The 18,572-nt window shown below is 58.3% G+C and carries 11 protein-coding genes; 10 read left to right on the forward strand and 1 reads right to left on the reverse strand.

Translation table 11 applies throughout. The features are described from left to right. The 4 genes from LWW89_RS06615 (at window position 1) to LWW89_RS06630 (ending at window position 3,239) form a co-directional block, all read left to right on the forward strand. Entirely contained in the window at window positions 1–429 is a 429-nt protein-coding gene (locus LWW89_RS06615) for a MaoC family dehydratase (protein WP_293263016.1), read from the forward strand. Window positions 430–537: 108 nt separating this feature from the next. Continuing rightward, complete coding sequence (locus LWW89_RS06620) at window positions 538–1,119, forward strand: peroxidase-related enzyme (RefSeq protein ID WP_293263018.1); 582 nt, start codon at window positions 538–540, stop codon at window positions 1,117–1,119. Between the two features lie 141 nt (window positions 1,120–1,260). After that, window positions 1,261–1,806, forward strand: a complete 546-nt coding sequence (locus tag LWW89_RS06625) for a PAS domain-containing protein (RefSeq protein WP_293263020.1) — start codon at window positions 1,261–1,263, stop codon at window positions 1,804–1,806. Then, the gene (locus tag LWW89_RS06630) at window positions 1,803–3,239 is read left to right on the forward strand and encodes a methyl-accepting chemotaxis protein (RefSeq protein ID WP_293263022.1); all 1,437 of its coding nucleotides are present in this window, start codon (window positions 1,803–1,805) and stop codon (window positions 3,237–3,239) included. Before LWW89_RS06625 ends, LWW89_RS06630 begins: the two co-directional genes overlap by 4 nt. Before the next feature lie 175 nt (window positions 3,240–3,414). Here the strand turns inward: LWW89_RS06630 and LWW89_RS06635 are convergent, their stop codons facing one another. Next, complete coding sequence (locus LWW89_RS06635; RefSeq protein WP_293263024.1) at window positions 3,415–4,644, reverse strand: glycosyltransferase family 4 protein; 1,230 nt, start codon at window positions 4,642–4,644, stop codon at window positions 3,415–3,417. 251 nt (window positions 4,645–4,895) lie between these two features. Between LWW89_RS06635 and LWW89_RS06640 the strand changes: the two genes are divergently transcribed. From LWW89_RS06640 to LWW89_RS06665, 6 genes are all read left to right on the forward strand, one after another. Continuing rightward, window positions 4,896–7,151: a peptidase domain-containing ABC transporter gene (locus LWW89_RS06640; protein WP_293263026.1), complete on the forward strand. Its 2,256-nt coding sequence runs from the start codon at window positions 4,896–4,898 to the stop codon at window positions 7,149–7,151. A 59-nt stretch (window positions 7,152–7,210) separates the two neighbouring features. Further along, window positions 7,211–7,888, forward strand: coding sequence for a hypothetical protein (locus LWW89_RS06645; protein WP_293263028.1), 678 nt, complete (start codon window positions 7,211–7,213; stop codon window positions 7,886–7,888). A gap of 30 nt (window positions 7,889–7,918) precedes the next feature. Continuing rightward, complete coding sequence (locus LWW89_RS06650; protein WP_293263030.1) at window positions 7,919–8,653, forward strand: hypothetical protein; 735 nt, start codon at window positions 7,919–7,921, stop codon at window positions 8,651–8,653. 31 nt (window positions 8,654–8,684) lie between these two features. Then, window positions 8,685–9,419 (forward strand): hypothetical protein, encoded by a 735-nt coding sequence (locus LWW89_RS06655; protein ID WP_293263032.1) that lies wholly within the window; start codon window positions 8,685–8,687, stop codon window positions 9,417–9,419. 30 nt (window positions 9,420–9,449) lie between these two features. Continuing rightward, on the forward strand, window positions 9,450–10,202 hold the full coding sequence (locus LWW89_RS06660; RefSeq protein WP_293263034.1) for a hypothetical protein: 753 nt from the start codon (window positions 9,450–9,452) through the stop codon (window positions 10,200–10,202). A 62-nt stretch (window positions 10,203–10,264) separates the two neighbouring features. Beyond that, window positions 10,265–18,496, forward strand: coding sequence for a calcium-binding protein (locus LWW89_RS06665; protein ID WP_293263036.1), 8,232 nt, complete (start codon window positions 10,265–10,267; stop codon window positions 18,494–18,496). Window positions 18,497–18,572: the final 76 nt, after the last annotated feature.

Here is an 18,572-nt window from a genome sequence, read left to right on the forward strand (position 1 = left end):
ATGAACGCCCAAAACGGCTACGACATCGAAGACCTGCAACCCGGCATGAGCGCGAGCCTGGCCAAAACCGTCACCGAGGCGGACCTGATCCTGTTCTCCGGAGTGTCCATGGACACCAACCCGGTGCACCTCAACGAGGAATTCGCCAAGACCACCATGTTCGGCGGGCGCATCGCCCACGGCATGCTCTCGGCCGGCTTCATCTCCGCAGTGCTCGCCAACAAGCTGCCCGGACCCGGTACCATCTACCTGGGCCAGACCCTCAAGTTCAAGGCCCCGGTGCGCCCCGGCGACACGGTCACCGCCACGGTCACGGTCAAGGAAGTGGACGTGGCCAAGAAGCGCTGCGTGCTGCAAACCGTCTGCACCGTGGCCGGCAAGCCCGTGATCGAGGGCGAGGCGACCACCATGTGTAGCAGCCGCGGCTGACCCCCGATTGACCCCGGCCCGAAAAGGCCGGACGCACCATCCGGCGCCGCCCCCTGGGCGGCGTCGCGTTTGCGCGATAATCAGCACAACAATACGGAGACATTGCCCATGACCGCCCCCATCAGCCGCTTCAGCATCCCCGACCTGGCCGACCTGCCCGAGGACATCCGCGTCAAGCTCCTGGCCGTGCAGGAGAAGGCCGGGTTCGTACCTAACGTCTTCCTCACCCTGAGCCGCCGGCCCGACGAATTCCGCGCCTTCTTCGCCTACCACGACGCCCTGATGGAAAAAGACGGCGGCCTGACCAAGGCTGAGCGCGAGATGATCGTCGTCGCCACCTCCGGCGCCAACCAGTGCCAGTACTGCGTGGTGGCCCACGGTGCCATCCTGCGCATCCGCGCCAAGAACCCGCAGATCGCCGACCAGGTGGCGATCAACTACCGCAAGGCCGACATCACCCCGCGCCAGCGCGCCATGCTCGACTACGCCCTGAAGGTGGCCCTGCGCGCCCAGGAGGTGGACGACGCCGACCTCGCCGCCCTGCGCGCGCACGGCTTTGGCGACGAGGACATCTGGGACATCGGCGCCATCGCCGCCTTCTTCGCCATGAGCAACCGGCTGGCCAACATGACCAGCATGCGGCCCAACGACGAGTTCTACCTGATGGGCCGCCTGCCCAAGGCCGGCTGAGGCGCTGCATTCAAGGGCGCGGCCGCCCCGGCGGCGGGGCGGCGCACACCACCCTTGATCCAGGTCAGGCAGCACCCGGCCGTCGGCGTTATGCTGAAAGTCGTAGTAATAAAAAATTAACCAGAACCCCGCTCTCCCGCCATGGTGTCCTTTCCCTTCAGCGGCGGCCCGGAAACCCCGGTCCGGCCCGACGACGTCATCATCACCAAGACCGACCCCCAGGGCCGCATCACCTACGCCAACCGCACCTTCATGCGCATCGTCGGCGCACCGGAATCGGCCCTGCTCGGCCGCCCGCACAACATCATCCGCCACCCGGACATGCCCCGGGGCGCCTTCCGCCTGATGTGGAAGACCCTGGCCGGCGGCAACGAATTCTTCGCCGCGGTGAAGAACTGCACCGCCAGCGGCGGCTTCTACTGGGTGTTCGCCAACGTCACGCCGGACTACGACGCCAGCGGCAAGCTCCAGGGCTACTTCTCGGTGCGCCGCCACCTGCGCCAGGAAGCCCGGGTCGCCATCGAGCCGGTTTACGCCCGCATGCGCGCCATCGAACAGGAAGCCGGCAAGCAGGCCGGCCCGGACAAGTCGGTGGAATGGCTGTCCGCTGAGTTGGCCAAGCAGGGCGTCAGCTACGAGCGCTTCGTCCTCGACATCGCCGGCTATGGCCTGGAGGGCGGCAAATGAGCGCCAGCCGCCAGAACATCCCCTTCCTCAGCACCCAGCTCAAGCTGCTGCTGGTCTTCCTCAACGCCCTGGTGATCGCAGCCGTGGTGGCCGCCTACCTGGTGCCGGATTGCGTGATCGCCCTCGCCGCCATCCCGGTGGCGGCCCTGACCATCACCGCCGTGGCCATCCGCGCCGCACGCCGCCCCTTCCAGGTGCTGATGGTGATCCGCGAGCAGCTGGCCCACGCCCGCCAGGGCGAACTGCACCACCGCGCCACGGAAACCCGGGGCCTGGGTGAAATCGGCCTGGTGGCCTGGGAACTGAACGACTTCCTCGACCTGGTGGAGACCTACTTCAAGGAGATCAACACCAGCTTCCGCCGCGTCAGCGGCGGCGACTACAGCCGCCGGCCCATCTCCAGCGGCATGCCGGGGGTGTTCTCCACCTCCCTCGATAACGTGGCCAAGGCCGTCCAGGCCATGGGCGAGAACGACCGCTACGTGCGCCAGAACCGCCTGTCGTCGAAGCTGCACACCCTCAACACCGACAACCTGCGCGCCAACCTGGTCTCCACCCAGACCGACCTGCAACGCATCACCGACGCCGTCGGCGCGGTGAGCGACATCGCCCGGGAAAACGCCGACTCGGCCCGCACCAGCCTGACGATGAGCGAAAACCTGGGGGGGCATCTGGACACCATCGCCACCACGGTATCCACCGTCGGCGACGCCGCCGACGCCCTGCGCCACGAATGGCAGGGCATCGAGCGGGCCTTGGCGGGCATCGCCGCCATTGCCGAGCAGACCAACCTGCTGGCCCTCAACGCCGCCATCGAGGCGGCCCGGGCCGGCGAGGCCGGCCGCGGCTTCGCCGTGGTTGCCGACGAAGTGACCAAGCTGGCCAGCCGCAGCAAGACCACGGTGGATGACGTGCAAAAGGTGCTCGGCACCTTGTCGGCGCGCATCGAGGCCATGCACAGCGAGGCCGGCAGCGCCGGATCGGTGGCCGAGACGGTGCGTACGGCGGTGGAAGACTTCCGCCAGCGCTTCGCCCGGGTGGCGGAAACTTCCGCCGAGGTGATCGACCGGGTCGCCGGCGTGGAAAACCGGGCCCTCATCTCGCTGATGAAGGTGGACCGGGTGGTGTTCAAGCAGGAGGCCTACCATGCCCTGGCCGACGAAAACGCCCAGACCCTGAGCACCGCCGAGGATTGCCGCCTGGGCCGCTGGCTGACCGGCGAAGGGCGCGAGCGCTTCGGTCACTTGGCTGCCTTCAACGCCCTGGCCGCCCCGCAACAGGCGATCCACCAGGGCGCCAGCCAGGCCGTGGCCGCCCTGGCCGCCAGCGACGACGACAAGGTGGTGCAGCAGATGAGCAAGCTGGAAGCCTCCAGCCGCGACCTGCTCGGCCTGCTCGACCGCCTCGCCGAGGAAGGCCACGCAATAGCCTGATAAATCGGCCTGGGCCGAAATCCAAAGAAGGTGGTTGCACACTTTCCCTGTCTCCGCCCCGCACCTTGCGGGGCGTATTTTTTTCAGGGCACCGAAGCGGCACCATCAATTCCTATCTACCGCGGATTACGCCAACAACCCTCTATATATGGCAGTAGATTCACAATCGCGCACTCTAAACAACACCCTGCAAGAACTCCATTTGTGCCGGCAAACACACTCGATTCAAATCGTAACGATCGACAATCGTCTGCCGTGCATTCTTGCGAAGTTGAATTACATCTTGTGGTTCTGCTAGGGCCTCAATGATTTTTAAAGAAATTTCCTCTGGATTGAACATATCCACCAGCCACCCATTCTCTCCATCGCGAATAACCTCCTGAACCGGCGCCGTGCGTGAACCAATCACAAGACAACCAGCAGACATCGCCTCAAGCATCGACCAAGAAAGAACAAAAGGATAGGTCAGATATACGTGCACGCTCGAAATCTGCAAGATGGTGAGAAACATCGAATACGGCACTTTTCCCAAAAAATGCACCCGGGACAAGTCTAGAGAATCGCCCAATTCGTCGAGCAATTGCTGCTGGTATGTTTGCCCATTTTGCAGGCGCGTTCCATAGCTAACATCATCCCCTCCAACAATTAGCACTCGCGCCCCTGGCCGAGCATCGAGAACCCTCGGGAGGCTGCGCATGAAGCTGGGGAACCCCCTGTACGGCTCTAGATTTCTGGCAACGTAGGTTATCACCTCGTCGCTTGGAGAAAGCTCAAGCGACGGCAAGCGCACGCGCGCACGGGTGTCAGGACGCACGAGATCCGTATTAATTCCCTCGTGCACCGTCTGCAGTTTCCCGTGATATCGCGACGGATAAGTCGACTTCTGCCACCACGTCGGACATTGACCCCAGTCAGCCGCCTCCAAGCCCAACAAATTCCCAAAGTTTTTAGTGCGAATCCGGGGCAGGGTATCGAATATCAGTTCCTCACCCGGTGCAAAACCGACGTCAGCCCCCTCTGCCTGGTAGAAGAATTCGAAATACCCAATCAGAGGTGAGCGAGGAAAGACATCCTTCAAATACCAGATTTCTCCCCAGCCATTGTGGCCAAGCATGACATCCGGCGTAAAACCGGACGACCGCAAGTCCAAGGCTACACGTGCAACCGCCTGTGCATTCAACACCCCAAGTTCAGCATCGCGAAGATAGTGGTGTGTTCCTTTTTGTGGTTGTCGTGCCGGTCGATAGACAAACTTCTTCACTCCAGGCAAGTCCGCATCGTGCCTTTGTGTAAGGCACACCACCTGATGCGCTGGATTTGCTGCCAAGTGCCTTGCTAAATGCAGATACTGTCCAGGGAAATTCTGGTGAACGAAAAGAAACTTCATGGCCGTGAAACAGGGCATCCCTTTCTCGCCATCCGTCAGCAAAAGGTCAGCCCAGATTATCCACAATGGTTATCTCGATGGAATTCTACCTTCAGTAACTTTGCTAGCAACAGCTGCACAACAATAAAGAAAAAAAACAATGGGGACTACGCGTTCCGAACAACCAAGGGACTGCTTAATTTCTGATGGGGATACAGGCATTCCCGCAGAACCAGGCTCGATTTTTATACTGACAACATGGCCGCACCGCCTCTCACACGGAGGGCGCGATGCCTCGCCGCTTTCTTGAACTCGTCACCTCCAGGCGGCCCCAAGCAACCTCCTCCTCCGCTCCTGGCGAGGAGAGTTATGCCTTTTCCGCCCAAGACCTGGTCTGGGCAATGGGCAGCTTCTGCGCACTCAACCGCAAGCCTTTCGACCCCGAACTGCTGCTGAGCCAATTTCCGCCGCCATACGGCGCCGGCACATTAATTCACGCCGCCCGGGCAATCGGATTCCGCATTCGACGCCAGAAAATCGCTGCCGAGGCCCTTGGGCAGCTCACGCTGCCCTGCCTGGTGATCCTACGGGAAAACACCACACCTCCCGCCGCCACGACCTCCGCCAGCCATACCTCGTCCCTCACCCCTGAAATCGAAGCACAGTCCGAAGCACCGCCGCCGACATGTCGGCCAGCCATCGTCATACAAGCCGGCGCCGACAAAATCACATTCTTCGCTGCCGGCACCAATAGCCCGCAGACGCTTACGCCAACCCAATTCGCCGAGCACTACACTGGCATTGCCTTCCAACTGGCATTGGCGTCGGCACCAGTCCGGGATCCGGATGGTGCGGCAATCGACACAGGAAAATTCGGCTTTCGCTGGTTCATTCCCGAACTCCTCAAGCATAGGCATGTCTGGCGCGACGTGCTCATCGCCTCGCTGGTCATCCAACTGCTGGCGCTGGGTACGCCGCTCTTTACCCAGGTCATCATCGACAAGGTAGTGGTCCATCGCACTGAAAGCACCCTGCTCGTGATCGGCATCGGCCTGGCCGTATTCATGATCTTCTCGTCGTTGCTTACCTGGGTGCGGCAATACCTGGTGCTGCACACCGGCAACCGGGTCGACGCCGTGCTGGGCGCAGCGGTCTTCGACCACCTGTTCAAGCTTCCGCCACGCTATTTCGAGCATCGGCCTACCGGCGTCATCGCCGCCCGGCTGCATGGCGTCGAGACGATCCGAGAGTTCGTGGCGAGTGCGGCTGTGACACTGATCCTCGACCTTCCCTTCCTGCTGCTCTTCGTCGGGATCATGTTCTACTACAGCGTCGGCCTCACCTTCATGGCTCTGGCATTGATCGGCTGCATCGTCGGCCTCAGCCTCGTCATGGCGCCGGTCTTCCGCGCCCGGCTGAACGAACAGTTCCTGCTCGGCGCCCGCAACCAAGCTTTCGTGACTGAATACGTTTCCGGCCTGGAAACGGTCAAGAGTCTGCAAATGGAGCCCCAGCTCAAGTCGCGCTACAGCGACTACCTCGCGGATTACCTGCGCTCAGGCTTCCGCATGAAGCAGATCGCCAACACTTACAACGTGGCCGCAAATGGCATCGAGCAATTGATGACGTTGCTCATCCTCGTGGTCGGCGCCTACACGGTGATGAACGGCAGCGACTTCACCATTGGCATGCTCATCGCCTTCCAGATGTTCGCCAGCCGGGTATCTCAACCGATGCTGCGGCTCGTCGGGCTATGGCAACAGTTTCAGCAGGCCAATCTATCCGTACAGCGCCTGGGCGACATCATGAACGCCCCCACCGAACCCTATTCGGTCCTTCCCAACCGCCTGCGTGAAGGACAAGGAAAAATCGAGATAGAAGATCTCAGCTTTCGCTACGGCGAAGACCTGCCTTTCCTCTACCAGGGTTTCCACATGGCGGTAACCCCCGGAGAGATCGTGGCCATCATGGGGCCCTCGGGGTCGGGGAAGAGCACGCTCAGCAAGCTGCTACAAGGTTTCTACGCACCCTCCAGCGGCACGATCAAGCTCGATAGGCACGACATCCGGCACCTCTCGGCCAACGAACTGCGCCACACCTTCGGCGTCGTGCCGCAGGAGACGGTGCTCTTCTCGGGCACGCTCTACGACAACCTCCTGATGGCCAACCCGCATGCGACCTTCGAGCAGATCACCAAGGTATGCCGCATGGCAGAAATTCATGAGGTGATCGAACGCCTGCCGCAGGGTTACCAGACCGAAATCGGCGAACGGGGCGCGGGCCTTTCAGGCGGACAGAAACAACGGCTTGCCATTGCCCGGGCACTGCTGAAGCAGCCCAAGGTGCTGATCTTCGACGAAGCGACCAGCAGCCTCGACGCGCAGACGGCAGAGCATTTCGCCACGACGATCAATCAACTGAAGGGCAAGGTGACGATGCTGTTCATCACCCATGCCATGCCAAAAGCGTTGCAGGTCGACCGCCTCATACACATCGGCAACCCGTCCTCCCACAATGCCGAACACCAAAAACGGTCACCGGGGTGATCCGGCCTCCCGCACCGCCGAGAACCCATCCGTTTCATTCATGTGAAGGTAACCACCCCATGAAACAAGGCCTGCTTCTGCGCACAGGCCGAAAATTCCATGTGCGCCATGGTTGCATGGGACTCTGCCTCCTGATTCTCACCGCCTGCAACGCCCTCGTCGGCGGCGTCATCGGCACCGCTGACCGTATCGACGATGCCCGCGAATCCCAACGCATGAGCAGCATCTCTGAGGAGTCCCAGGCCCGTTACAAGGCAATGGCTGATCGCGGCGATCCCAGAGGCCTCTATTACATGGCCTTTGTACATGCCGCCAAGCATATGGATGATCCAGGGAGCGATGCCTATACCGTTAAGCAAATGTACGAAGAAGCGGTGGCCAAGGGATCGAATGACGCCAAGGCAATGCTCGGGAATATGTTGGTCTGCGGCGACACAGGCAGCCTGTGGACCGGGGGATGCCTGGGCGGGCTGCCTAAATCAGCCCGTGATCCCAAGCGCGGCCTAGCCCTCCTCAAGGAGGCCGCAGAGAAATCCTGCTCCTTCACCGAACCCTTGATGGCCTACGGCCTGTGTCGAGAACGGGAGGCGTCGATTCCAAACATGATCAAACTCATTTATCGAGATGGGGATGGCGGCATTCCAAAAAACCCTGAGCAAGAAGCATATTGGCGTAGCCGGGAAGCAACCTGCAAACCCAAGATTGATGAAATCAATCGTCAGCGCGGCTGCAACTGATTGCCAATAACTCAGTGCAGAGACTACATCATGGCCAACTCAATCAATGAAGACAATGGAATGGCGCTCGCATATCCAAATCACTCGAAGAAACGTAGTTTGGAATCAGGTACCCGCATGATGTCCCACATTCGCCTCGGCGGTCTGGCGCTGGTACTCCTGCTATTCACCGCCTGCAACTCCCTCGTCGGCGGCGTCATCGGCACCGCTGACCGTATCGACGATGCCCGCGAATCCCAACGCATGAGCAGCATCTCCGAGGAATCCCAAGCCCGCTACAAGGCAATGGCCGATCGCGGCGATCCCAAAGGCCTCTATTACATGGCATTCGTGCATGCCGCCAAGCATATGAATGACCGTGGAGGCGATGCCTATACCGTTAAAAAAATGTATGAAGAAGCGGTAGCAAAAGGTTCGAATGATGCAAAAGTTAGTTTAGGAAATATGCTTGTCTGTGGCTCGACGGGAATACTTTGGGGTGGAGTTTGCTCTGGGTCCTTACCGGAAGTAGATCGCAACCCCAAACGAGGACTTATTTTACTAAAAGAAGCGGCTGAAAAATCATGCTCTGTAACTACTCCTCTAATGGCCTACGGCCAATGTCGAGAACGAGAAACCTCAATCGCGAGACTTATTAAGCTTATTTATCGAGAAGGAAAAGGTGGAATTCCTAAGGATTCCGAACAAGAAGCATATTGGCGTAGCCGGGAAGCAACCTGCCAACCCAAGATCGATGAAACCAATCGCCAGCGCGGCTGCAACTGATTGCCAATAATTCAACCCAGGGGACTACATCATGGCCAACCCGATCAATGAAAACAACGGCATGGCACTCGTACGTCCAAATCGCTCGATGAAACGTAACTTGCAGCCACCCTCCCGCGTGATATCCCACATTCGCCTTGGTGGCCTGGCGCTGGCACTCCTGCTATTCACCGCCTGTAACGCTCTCGTCGGCGGCATCGTCGGCACCGCTGATCGTATCGACGATGCCCGCGAATCCCAGCGCATGAGCAGCATCTCCGAGGACTCCCAGGCCCGTTACAAGGCAATGGCCGATAGTGGTGATCCCAAAGGCCTCTATTACATGGCATTCGTACATGCGGCCAAGCATCGGAGCGATAGAGGAGGCGATGCCTATGCCGTTAAGCAAATGTATGAAGAAGCGGTGGCCAAGGGATCGAATGACGCCAAGGCAATGCTCGGGAATATGTTGGTCTGCGGCGACACAGGCAGCCTGTGGACCGGGGGATGCCTGGGCGGGCTGCCTAAATCAGCCCGTGATCCCAAGCGCGGCCTAGCCCTCCTCAAGGAGGCCGCAGAGAAATCCTGCTCCTTCACCGAACCCTTGATGGCCTACGGCCTGTGTCGAGAACGGGAGGCGTCGATTCCAAACATGATCAAACTCATTTATCGAGATGGGGATGGCGGCATTCCAAAAAACCCTGAGCAAGAAGCATATTGGCGTAGCCGGGAAGCAACCTGCAAACCCAAGATTGATGAAATCAATCGTCAGCGCGGCTGCAACTGATTGCCAATAACTCAGTGCAGAGACTACATCATGGCCAACTCAATCAATGAAGACAATGGAATGGCGCTCGCATATCCAAATCACTCGAAGAAACGTAGTTTGGAATCAGGTACCCGCATGATGTCCCACATTCGCCTCGGCGGTCTGGCGCTGGTACTCCTGCTATTCACCGCCTGCAACTCCCTCGTCGGCGGCGTCATCGGCACCGCTGACCGTATCGACGATGCCCGTGAATCCCGGCGACTGGCATCAATCTACGGTCAATCAGTCGCTCGGTACAAGGCAATGGCCGATCGCGGGGACCCAAAAGGTCTGTATTACATGGCCTTCGTACACGCATTTGAACATAGAAACGATAGAAACGACCCCACGGGTGATGCCCAGACTGTTAAGCGGATGTATGAAGAAGCGATAGCCAGGGGATCAAACGATGCAAAAGTTGCCCTAGGTAACATGCTGATATGTGGTGCAACCGGAATTTTGTGGACAACTGCATGCTTCCCTAATATTGGACTTCCTGAAGTAGAACGTGACCCTTTTCATGGTCTTGAATTGCTGAAAGAAGCAGCAGAAAAATCATGTTCAGTCACCGAACCTCTAATCGGTCTTGATCAATGTAGAGAAAGAGAAGCTTCTATTGCTACGAAAATCCGTATTATTTATCGAGACGGGAAGGGAGGAATCCCTAAAGACCCTAAGCAAGAAGCATATTGGCGAGACCAAGAATCGGTATGCGAGCAAAAAATTGATGAGATCAACCGCCAGCGTCGCTGCTATCAATAAAGCCAAATAAATTCCAGGGGATAAATATGCCAAAATCAACAGCAATCAATGAATCTTCAGGAATGGCGTTAGCTTACCAGTCGTATCCAGAAGCTGCTAATAAACAAGCATTACCGATCCCAGCTGGATGGGACTCCCTGGGTGAGAGTGCTGAAGGTTCATTAGGACTAACTGATACTTGGAATCAGCAATTTGGTAGCAATAATAAACTTGAAAACCAGTTCGTCGTATTCGTCAACGAAAAAGAGCATCAGGTCGTCATTTCATTCAAAGGTTCAGACGCCGGCAGTAACTGGCAATCCGACCTGCTCGACGCCGGCGCTGCCGAATTCGCCAAGATCTGGCCCAAAGCGCAGGAAGCCTACGACCTCCTGAGTGGCAAGAAGCCCATCCTCAACCCGGACGGAACGCCCGTCCTCGACAAGAATGGCATGCCCGTCAAATCGCCTTATGCTGACTGGACCTTCATCACCGCCGGTCACAGCCTGGGCGGCGGCATGGCCCAATCGTTCGCATTGCGCAACGGCCTGGATGCCTACGTCTATAACAGTCTCCCGATCGCCAACGACACGATCAACGGCACCGCGCTCGGCAACGTGGTCACCGACCGGACGACCGGCGCCACCACACCCAAACCCTTTTTCGCCAGCGAGAGCGACTTCCAGGCCAAATACGATGCCTGGATTGGCGGAAACCACCACGTCTACGACGTCCGCACCCCCAACGACATCGCGACTTTCTTCTACCCGACCTTCGGCCGCGGCAAGTATTTGAGCACGATGTCCGGCCAGGCGCCGGACATGCTGCCCGGGGTGGAAATCCCCATGCAAATGAAGCTTGCATTGGGGCTGTCGATTCTCGCCGGCAATGCCGGGGCTCTGGTGTCGCTGGCCAGCCTGACCTTCGAAGCGCTCGATCACATGATGGGCACGCTGCGCGATGCGGCACTGAACGTCGGCCTCGATACCAACGGGCGGTTCCTGCGACTGCCCGGGCAAGAACTGCTGGCACAGATGCCGACCCTTGTGCGCAACCAGCTGTCCGCCATTGGCGCGGTGTCGGCAAGCAACATCACCGAAGTCGGCAACGGCTTTGTCAGGCTGGCGACATCGACGGGCGATTACTACATCAAGTATGTCCAGGCAGGGGACACGACCGGCAACCCGGGCGATGTCATCGTCCAGTACGACAATTTGCGCAAGGAGATGACGTGCAACGTGAACCGTCCCGGGGACGGCTTCTCGATTGTCGAATACGACGCTTCTCACAACGAAGTGTCCCGTACCAAGACGATCCTCAACGCCAAGGACAAGCTCGAGGTCACCGAATACTGGAGCAAGGACGACCCCGCGGCGCACAAGACCGAAACCCGGAAGCTCACGCCGGACGGGTGGCAGGACACGATTTCGGGTGGTAGCGGGCAGGAAAAATACGTCATCGCCACCCAGGGCGACCTCAAGGGCCAGCAGGTCCTGCGGGACATCAGCCCCAAGGGAACGATCTGTGTGGGCGAAAAGCCGTTGGCACCCGATGTGGCGACACTGATCCACATCAGCACCAACATATGGCAGGACAGCGAGGGCACCCTGTATCGCTTTCAACCCGGCGCAAGGAATGGGGTCGGAACGCTGATGGTATCCGGCGGCACCCTGGGCACGAATACGTTGGAAATCGATGGTTTCGATTTGTCGGCGGCGCAAAGCGACACGGGATATGCCGGTATTCGGCTGGGTTCCACGAAGCTGGCCATCGAACCGGGCACATGCCGTGCCACCGATGCGTTTTCAACGAGTAACGACACGCCTGCCAACGTATCGGCATCCGCAACGGGGACGCTACAGACCTTTACCGTCGTGGCTTCCGCCGTCAGCGACAAGGCCCGGCAGATCGTTCTCGCCCTGAGCGACAGTGCGGCGGGCTTTGCGTCCATTTTCGGCATCAACACCGGGGCCGACTATATTCCCTTCGGCAATGGGCCGATCACGTTGACCATTCCGGCCGGCAAAGACGGCGTCACGGTTGCGCTGGTCAATACGGGCGATCGCTCGGCCGCTGCCTCGGCCCAGCTTACCGCCACCATTGTCGATCCGGGCGCCGCGGTACCGGCCAGCAGCAATGTGTTCACCGTCGACTTCCAGGCGAATGGCTTGCCCTCGGGGGGGCGTCCCGACCACACGATCGTCGGGGACTTGCAGCCGATCAACTATGGTTCCGATACCAACCCGCAGTACCACATGGACGAGTTCGGGAACCTCGTGGTCGATCCCGCCAGCCCTGCGCCCGGACGGAACGATACGCTGTACGGCAGCAGCGGCAACGATCTCATCCAGGCCGGCGGCGGCACCAACCTCGTTCGCGCCACCCAAGGCGGCAATGACACGGTGGAAGGCCAGGGGGGAACGGGGGCCATCATCGCCGGCAGCGGAAACAATGCCCTCTATGGCAATGCCCGCGAGACTTTTGCGCAGGCTCTTGAAAGAGCCGGCCATGGTCAGGCCACCGGACAGTATGGCTATCTCTTCGCCATGGGCGACGGGGCCAATACCGTGGTCGGCGGCAACGGCAACGACCTGGTACTGACCGGCGGCGGGAACAACCTGGTCATCCTCGGGCCAGGCAACAGCACCGTGCTCGGCGGCGAGCACGTCGTCGACGCTGCCACGGACTGGAATACGCTCAACCAAGAGGCGATCCTGACGCTCAATCGGATCAATGCGCGGCCGGCCAACACATTTGTCGTTCCCCAAGGCTGGTCGCAACAGCAATATACCCACTGGTTAAACGGCACTCCATTCGGCACCAGCCGCGATACGATTTTCGGCGGCAGCGGCACAAACCTAATCAGAACGAGCAACGGCGACAACTATGTGGATGCCGGCACCGGAAATACCTCGGTTTATGGCGGCGGCGGCAACGACACCATCTTTGGCAGTTCCGGAAACGGCGTGCTCTGGGGCGGCGGCGGAAACGACTACATCGACGGGGAATCCGGTAACCATGTGATCGTCGGCGGCCAGGGCGACAACACCATCTACGGCGGCAGCGGCAACGACACGATCTATGCGGGAGACGATGGCGACAACTGGGACAGGGCCGAGACGGGCAACAATTACGTCGAAGGTGGAAGCGGCAATTGCCTCATTTTCGGCTCCGGCGGCAACGACACCCTGATTGCCGGCTCCGGCAACAGCACCATCTACGGCGGCAGCGGCAACGAATACATCGAAGGAGGTTCCGGACACTGCGAGCTGTTCAGCAATAGCGGTACCGGAAAGGGTGGCTCCGGACGCGACACTATGGTTGCGGGCGACGGCGACACCACTATCCACGGTGGCGATGGCGTCGATTTCATCTACGGCGGTACAGGCGTCGACGTGATCTACGGCGGCAACGGCACCCAGGAAATCCATAGCGGCAACGGCGGTACGGCCGAGCGGCCGACACAGATTTTGGTCGGCTCGGGAACGAGTACGGTGTACGGTGGATCGGGAGTCCTGCAGGTGACCGGTGGCAGTGGTTCGGACACGCTGATCGCCGGCGACGGGGAAACCACGCTGACCGGCGGTTCCGGTACGGAAGTGATGTATGCCGGGGCAGGCAGGGATCTCCTGATTGCCGGCTCCGGCAACGATACCCTTTATGGCGGAACCGGCGAGGCTACCTTGCAGGGCGGCAGCGGAGATGCATTGCTGGTGGCCGGTGAAGGTGCAACGACCCTGATCGGCGGAACCGGGCAGATGACCTATCAGGTCGATCCTGGTGCTGGCGAGACGGTGATCAAGGTGGCGAAGGCCGGTGACACGCTGCAGTTTGGCGGCGGCATCACGCTGGATGACATCAACCTCATTGCCGCGCTGTCCGACGATGGGCATCCAGTGCTCGAAATCGACCTCGCGACCGGTGGAACGATCTGGATCGTCGATGGGTTGATCGCCGCCATCGACCGGTTCGCCTTTGCCGACGGTTCGGTACTGTCGCTCAAGGATCTCATGCAGGCCGCGAACACGGGGTCGGGCCCCAGGCGGGGAGCGCAGGGGAGCTTGATATTGAACGCCGCTGGTGGCGGCAACCTGGTGGCGGGAAGCGACAACGACACGCTGGTGGCCTTCGGTGCCAACACGACCCTTACGGGCGGAAACGGCAACGATACCTTCTTCATCAACGACACCACCGACGTCATCATCGCCAAAGCCGGCGGCCACAATAACGTCAAAACCTCGGTCTCTTACGTCACGCCGGATAACGTCGAAATGCTGGTCGGCACCGGTACCGACGCCCTCGTGCTCACCGGCAATGCTCTCGGCGGTACTGTAATCGGCAACACCGGCCATGACACGTTGGTCGCGGGGGCTGGCAATGCCACGCTGATCGGCAACAGCGGCAATGACGTGTTTATCGTGAGCAAGGCGGCCGATGTCGTGCGCGCCAAGGCGGGTGGCGTCAACACGGTGGATACGAGTGTCGATTACGTGGCGCCCGAGAATGTCCAGCAACTGCGCGGTACTGGCAGCCAGGCTATTCGACTGACCGGCAACGGCCTCGACAATCTCATCGTTTCCAATGGCGCCAACGACACGCTGGTTGCCGGCAGCGGCAAGGCCACGCTGGTCGGAGGTGCCGGGAACGATACCTTCATCGTGAACAACTCGGCCGACGTCGTGTTGGAACAGGAGGGGAACGGCTTCGACACCGTCCTGTCGTCGGTCGATTATGTCCTGCCCGACCACGTCGAACAGTTGGTGCTGACCGGCAGCAACGCGCTTACGGCTCGGGGAAATGCAACCGGTGGAACGATCTATGCGAACTCCGGGAACGATACCCTGATCGGCGGCACCGGAAACACGACCCTTGTCGGCGGCACAGGCAAGGACACCTTCGTTCTGGAGGCAGGGACGGGCGCCACTACCGTCGTCGACAATTCGGCGGCAGGCGCCGTCGTGCGGCTCGGCTTCGGCGTCGGCCTGGGCGATCTTAGTACACAGCGAGACGGAAACGACCTGATCCTGACGATTCGCTCGACACCCAGTTCAATGCGCTTGCAAGGGTATTACGCCGGCACATCGGCAAGCTGGCAGATCGTCGACGCCCAAGGGGTCGCAACAACTCCTGACGATTTGGTCCAAGCTCTCGGCGAAAACAGCTGGCTGACAAACCGCAAGCTTGATTTCTTCACGTCGATGCGGATGGGAATTATTGGAATGCTGGAAGGCCAGGGGTTTACCCAGCTGGCTAATGGCTCGCTCTATAAAGCGCCAAATGTTCCAATAGCATACAACGAAACAATAGCAACCGATCGAGTCACTACGACTCTTGAAAGTCTGACAGCCAATTCTTCTGTGGTGTCATCAAGTAGTACGACATATTCCCAATATTTCGTGCTGAACGCATCCTATGTTTATCCAGCAGCCACAATCGATGGGAATTACACCTTGTCGATTGTCGACACCAAGGCAAATATTGAGCAGCACCAGAGCCTTATTGGTGACTCAACTTATATTGACTTACCACCCATCGAGAACAACTCAACGAATTCAATTGCCTGGATGCAACTAAGCTGGGGACAACCACACGCTCTTGGATCGTCCACCACTTCGCAGACATGCATAGACATCAGTCCTTACACCATAGTTAATGGCCAGCCCTTATTCTTGGGCCTCATCACAGTCAATGAGATCAGCTATGCTGCTTATCATGCTACTGTCACCGGTCTGACGGAAACCCCCCCGCCGGGCTCCGATTTATACGTAAGCCTGCCCAAAGCACTACAGACCTGGTTTTACCACGACACTCAAACTTATAACCTTAACGAGTTGGACCTGACGAATGGTGATCACGTCGTATCAGCCAACTCCTACAGTGCTGTTATCGGCGGCATCGGCAATAATACAATTTATAACGCCGGATTTGCCTACGGCGGCATCGGCAATGCCCACCTTTCCGGTGGCGGAACACTGATTGCGGGAATTGGCGATCAATATCTTGAGAATGGTACGACGATGATCGTCGGGGACGGCCACGATACAGTCATTGCCGGAGCCGGAGATACTATTCAGGTGTCGGCAGCCAACACCGGCATGGACATCCTCATCGGGACTGCTGGCAATTCATTTGCAGTGGTGAATGCCATCTACCAGGCCCATGGAATCGATCAGTGGCAGGAAGCCTATGAGCACGCCGGCCAGATACATTTCTATGAGATCGAGACGTTCAGTGAATATTTCGACTCATTCGCCGAAGGCTGCGCAGCCTACCATCAGCGATGGCCATGGATTGACTTACAAGCGATATTCGAATCCGGGCTCATGACGATAACGACCATTGACCCGTTGCCATTCCTGATCCAGATACCGGGCCAGGAACTCACCCCAAGCTCCTACTATGAAAACGCACATCTACCGACCATCACCTTGAGCGGTGAGAGCTTTGAGGCCTTGCAACCCTATCTGGATACAGGCGTGCTCGTTTCTCCAACGGTCAGCTTTGGAGAAGGGATAACCCTCGCCAATTTGAAATTTTCATGGGGATCCATCAATTCACCGATAGATGGCATATCCCGTATAACGCTTGATATATCCTGGGGGAACGACCAGGGCGTTCGCATCTTGATGCCAAACTTTACCGATCCACTCGGTAGTGGCATTCAGAGTTACGTATTTTCCGACGGTACGAAATGTTCCCTAACCGATCTTGTTTCCCTTGCTCCTCCGCCCCCCGATTTCGACCCTCAATTCTTCCACTTTGAGCGGGGCTCAGGCACCAAAGCGATAAACACTTTCAATCTTCCTAGCATCACTGGTATCAGTATAGGAGCCAATTTGGCTTCATCTGCCCTGGCCGTGCAATTGGATGGCCACGACCTTGTCATTGGAGAACATGAGGGTTCCGACACACTTCGTATTCCTAATTGGTTTGATGAGCAGTGGTGCACGGCACCGGCCATCATCAAGTTTGCTGATGGAACGTATTGGGATACGCAAACAATTAACCGAATGCTGAATGTTGTCGATGGCGGTGCTGGAAACCAAGTGGTTAATGGTATTCCAGGACTTCCCTCGATGTTGCTGGCGGGATCGAACGATACACTGATTGGCGGTTCACACAGCGACACTTATGTCTACATCGCCGGTAGTGGCGAAATACATATTGTGGATCAAGGTGGCGGCACGCTACAGTTCGGTGCCGACATTACGCCGGACATGATCAGTCTCGGTGTCGGTTCTTGCCTGCTACGCATTGGTGACCAAGGGGACATGATCCACCTCGATGGCTTCGACCCTACCCATGCGGATCAATTCGCAAGCGTACAAAAATTTTCTTTTGCCGACGGCACCGTATTGACCTACTCACAATTGATTTCGAGAGGGTTCGATATTTATGGTTCTTCTGGCGATGAAACTCTAACCGGTACCAATCTCGACAATCGTATCTACGCCGGCAGCGGCAACGATATCCTAATCGGCAGTGGCCGGTATGACACACTTTACGGTGGTGCAGGCCAAGATACCCTTATTGCCGGAAACGGCTGCGATCTTCTGATCGCCGGAAGCGGTGATACGACTCTGGTAGCGGGCATAGGAATGGATACGCTCGTCGCCGGCAGTGGTATCGATACGTTCGTAATCGATATAGCCGACACCACGACTGTCATCGATGAATCTACAAAATACGGCAATCAAGGAATTGGCAGCGATGTTATTCACATTACCGGCCAAAGTAATGGCATCGGCGCCAAAAATGTAGGTATCGATGTGGCGGGGAGGGATGTCCTTTTCCATATTGGGGAAACAACCCAGATCCGGCTCCAGAATTATCTCGACTCTGCCGGCTCCCCTCTTGGTCGCCTGGAATTTGATGACGGCAGCAGCATAGTGGCGGAGTCGGTCGGAGGCGGCGACTATTGGTTTGCCAGTTATGACCGTGACGGGATCAAGCTTGGGGAGACGATCGTAGCTCCAGCAAATGATTCTGCCCCTACGGCGCCTGCCAACTCGCTCAATCGAGGAAGCGATCCCAATAAACTCGAACCCCAGGCATTTGCTTTTAGCTCAACCACGGGCGGAAATACTTCGCTAACGGCTTGGCAACTCGCCGATGCTCAGCTAACGAGCCATCTTGCAAACAGTGAGAATTCAGCAATGGGGAACGATCTCACGTATTACGGGATGCCAGGTAGCCTAAGCAGTATCAATATCGCCGCCTCCGACATGGCGATCGCCAATACTCAATTCGGGAAATCACCTCAGGCCTTCCTGTCATCTGCCAATCTCAGCAACGGAGGGTCACAGCTGCTCTAAGACCAGGGGCAGCGACAGGGCGTCACAAGCCCTGCCGCCAAACATTTCGCGATTTGAAGTTATCCATGCGTCGGGA

Source organism: Oryzomicrobium sp. (assembly GCF_021287045.1).
Taxonomy (GTDB): domain Bacteria; phylum Pseudomonadota; class Gammaproteobacteria; order Burkholderiales; family Rhodocyclaceae; genus Oryzomicrobium.

What these genes read in the sequence shown, in the direction of transcription:
- LWW89_RS06615 (WP_293263016.1), top strand. Translation starts at nt 1, where the DNA reads ATGAACGCCCAAAACGGCTACGACATCGAAGACCTGCAACCCGGCATG.
- LWW89_RS06620 (WP_293263018.1), top strand. Translation starts at nt 538, where the DNA reads ATGACCGCCCCCATCAGCCGCTTCAGCATCCCCGACCTGGCCGACCTG.
- LWW89_RS06625 (WP_293263020.1), top strand. Translation starts at nt 1,261, where the DNA reads ATGGTGTCCTTTCCCTTCAGCGGCGGCCCGGAAACCCCGGTCCGGCCC.
- LWW89_RS06630 (WP_293263022.1), top strand. Translation starts at nt 1,803, where the DNA reads ATGAGCGCCAGCCGCCAGAACATCCCCTTCCTCAGCACCCAGCTCAAG.
- LWW89_RS06635 (WP_293263024.1), bottom strand. Translation starts at nt 4,644, where the DNA reads ATGCCCTGTTTCACGGCCATGAAGTTTCTTTTCGTTCACCAGAATTTC.
- LWW89_RS06640 (WP_293263026.1), top strand. Translation starts at nt 4,896, where the DNA reads ATGCCTCGCCGCTTTCTTGAACTCGTCACCTCCAGGCGGCCCCAAGCA.
- LWW89_RS06645 (WP_293263028.1), top strand. Translation starts at nt 7,211, where the DNA reads ATGAAACAAGGCCTGCTTCTGCGCACAGGCCGAAAATTCCATGTGCGC.
- LWW89_RS06650 (WP_293263030.1), top strand. Translation starts at nt 7,919, where the DNA reads ATGGCCAACTCAATCAATGAAGACAATGGAATGGCGCTCGCATATCCA.
- LWW89_RS06655 (WP_293263032.1), top strand. Translation starts at nt 8,685, where the DNA reads ATGGCCAACCCGATCAATGAAAACAACGGCATGGCACTCGTACGTCCA.
- LWW89_RS06660 (WP_293263034.1), top strand. Translation starts at nt 9,450, where the DNA reads ATGGCCAACTCAATCAATGAAGACAATGGAATGGCGCTCGCATATCCA.
- LWW89_RS06665 (WP_293263036.1), top strand. Translation starts at nt 10,265, where the DNA reads ATGGCGTTAGCTTACCAGTCGTATCCAGAAGCTGCTAATAAACAAGCA.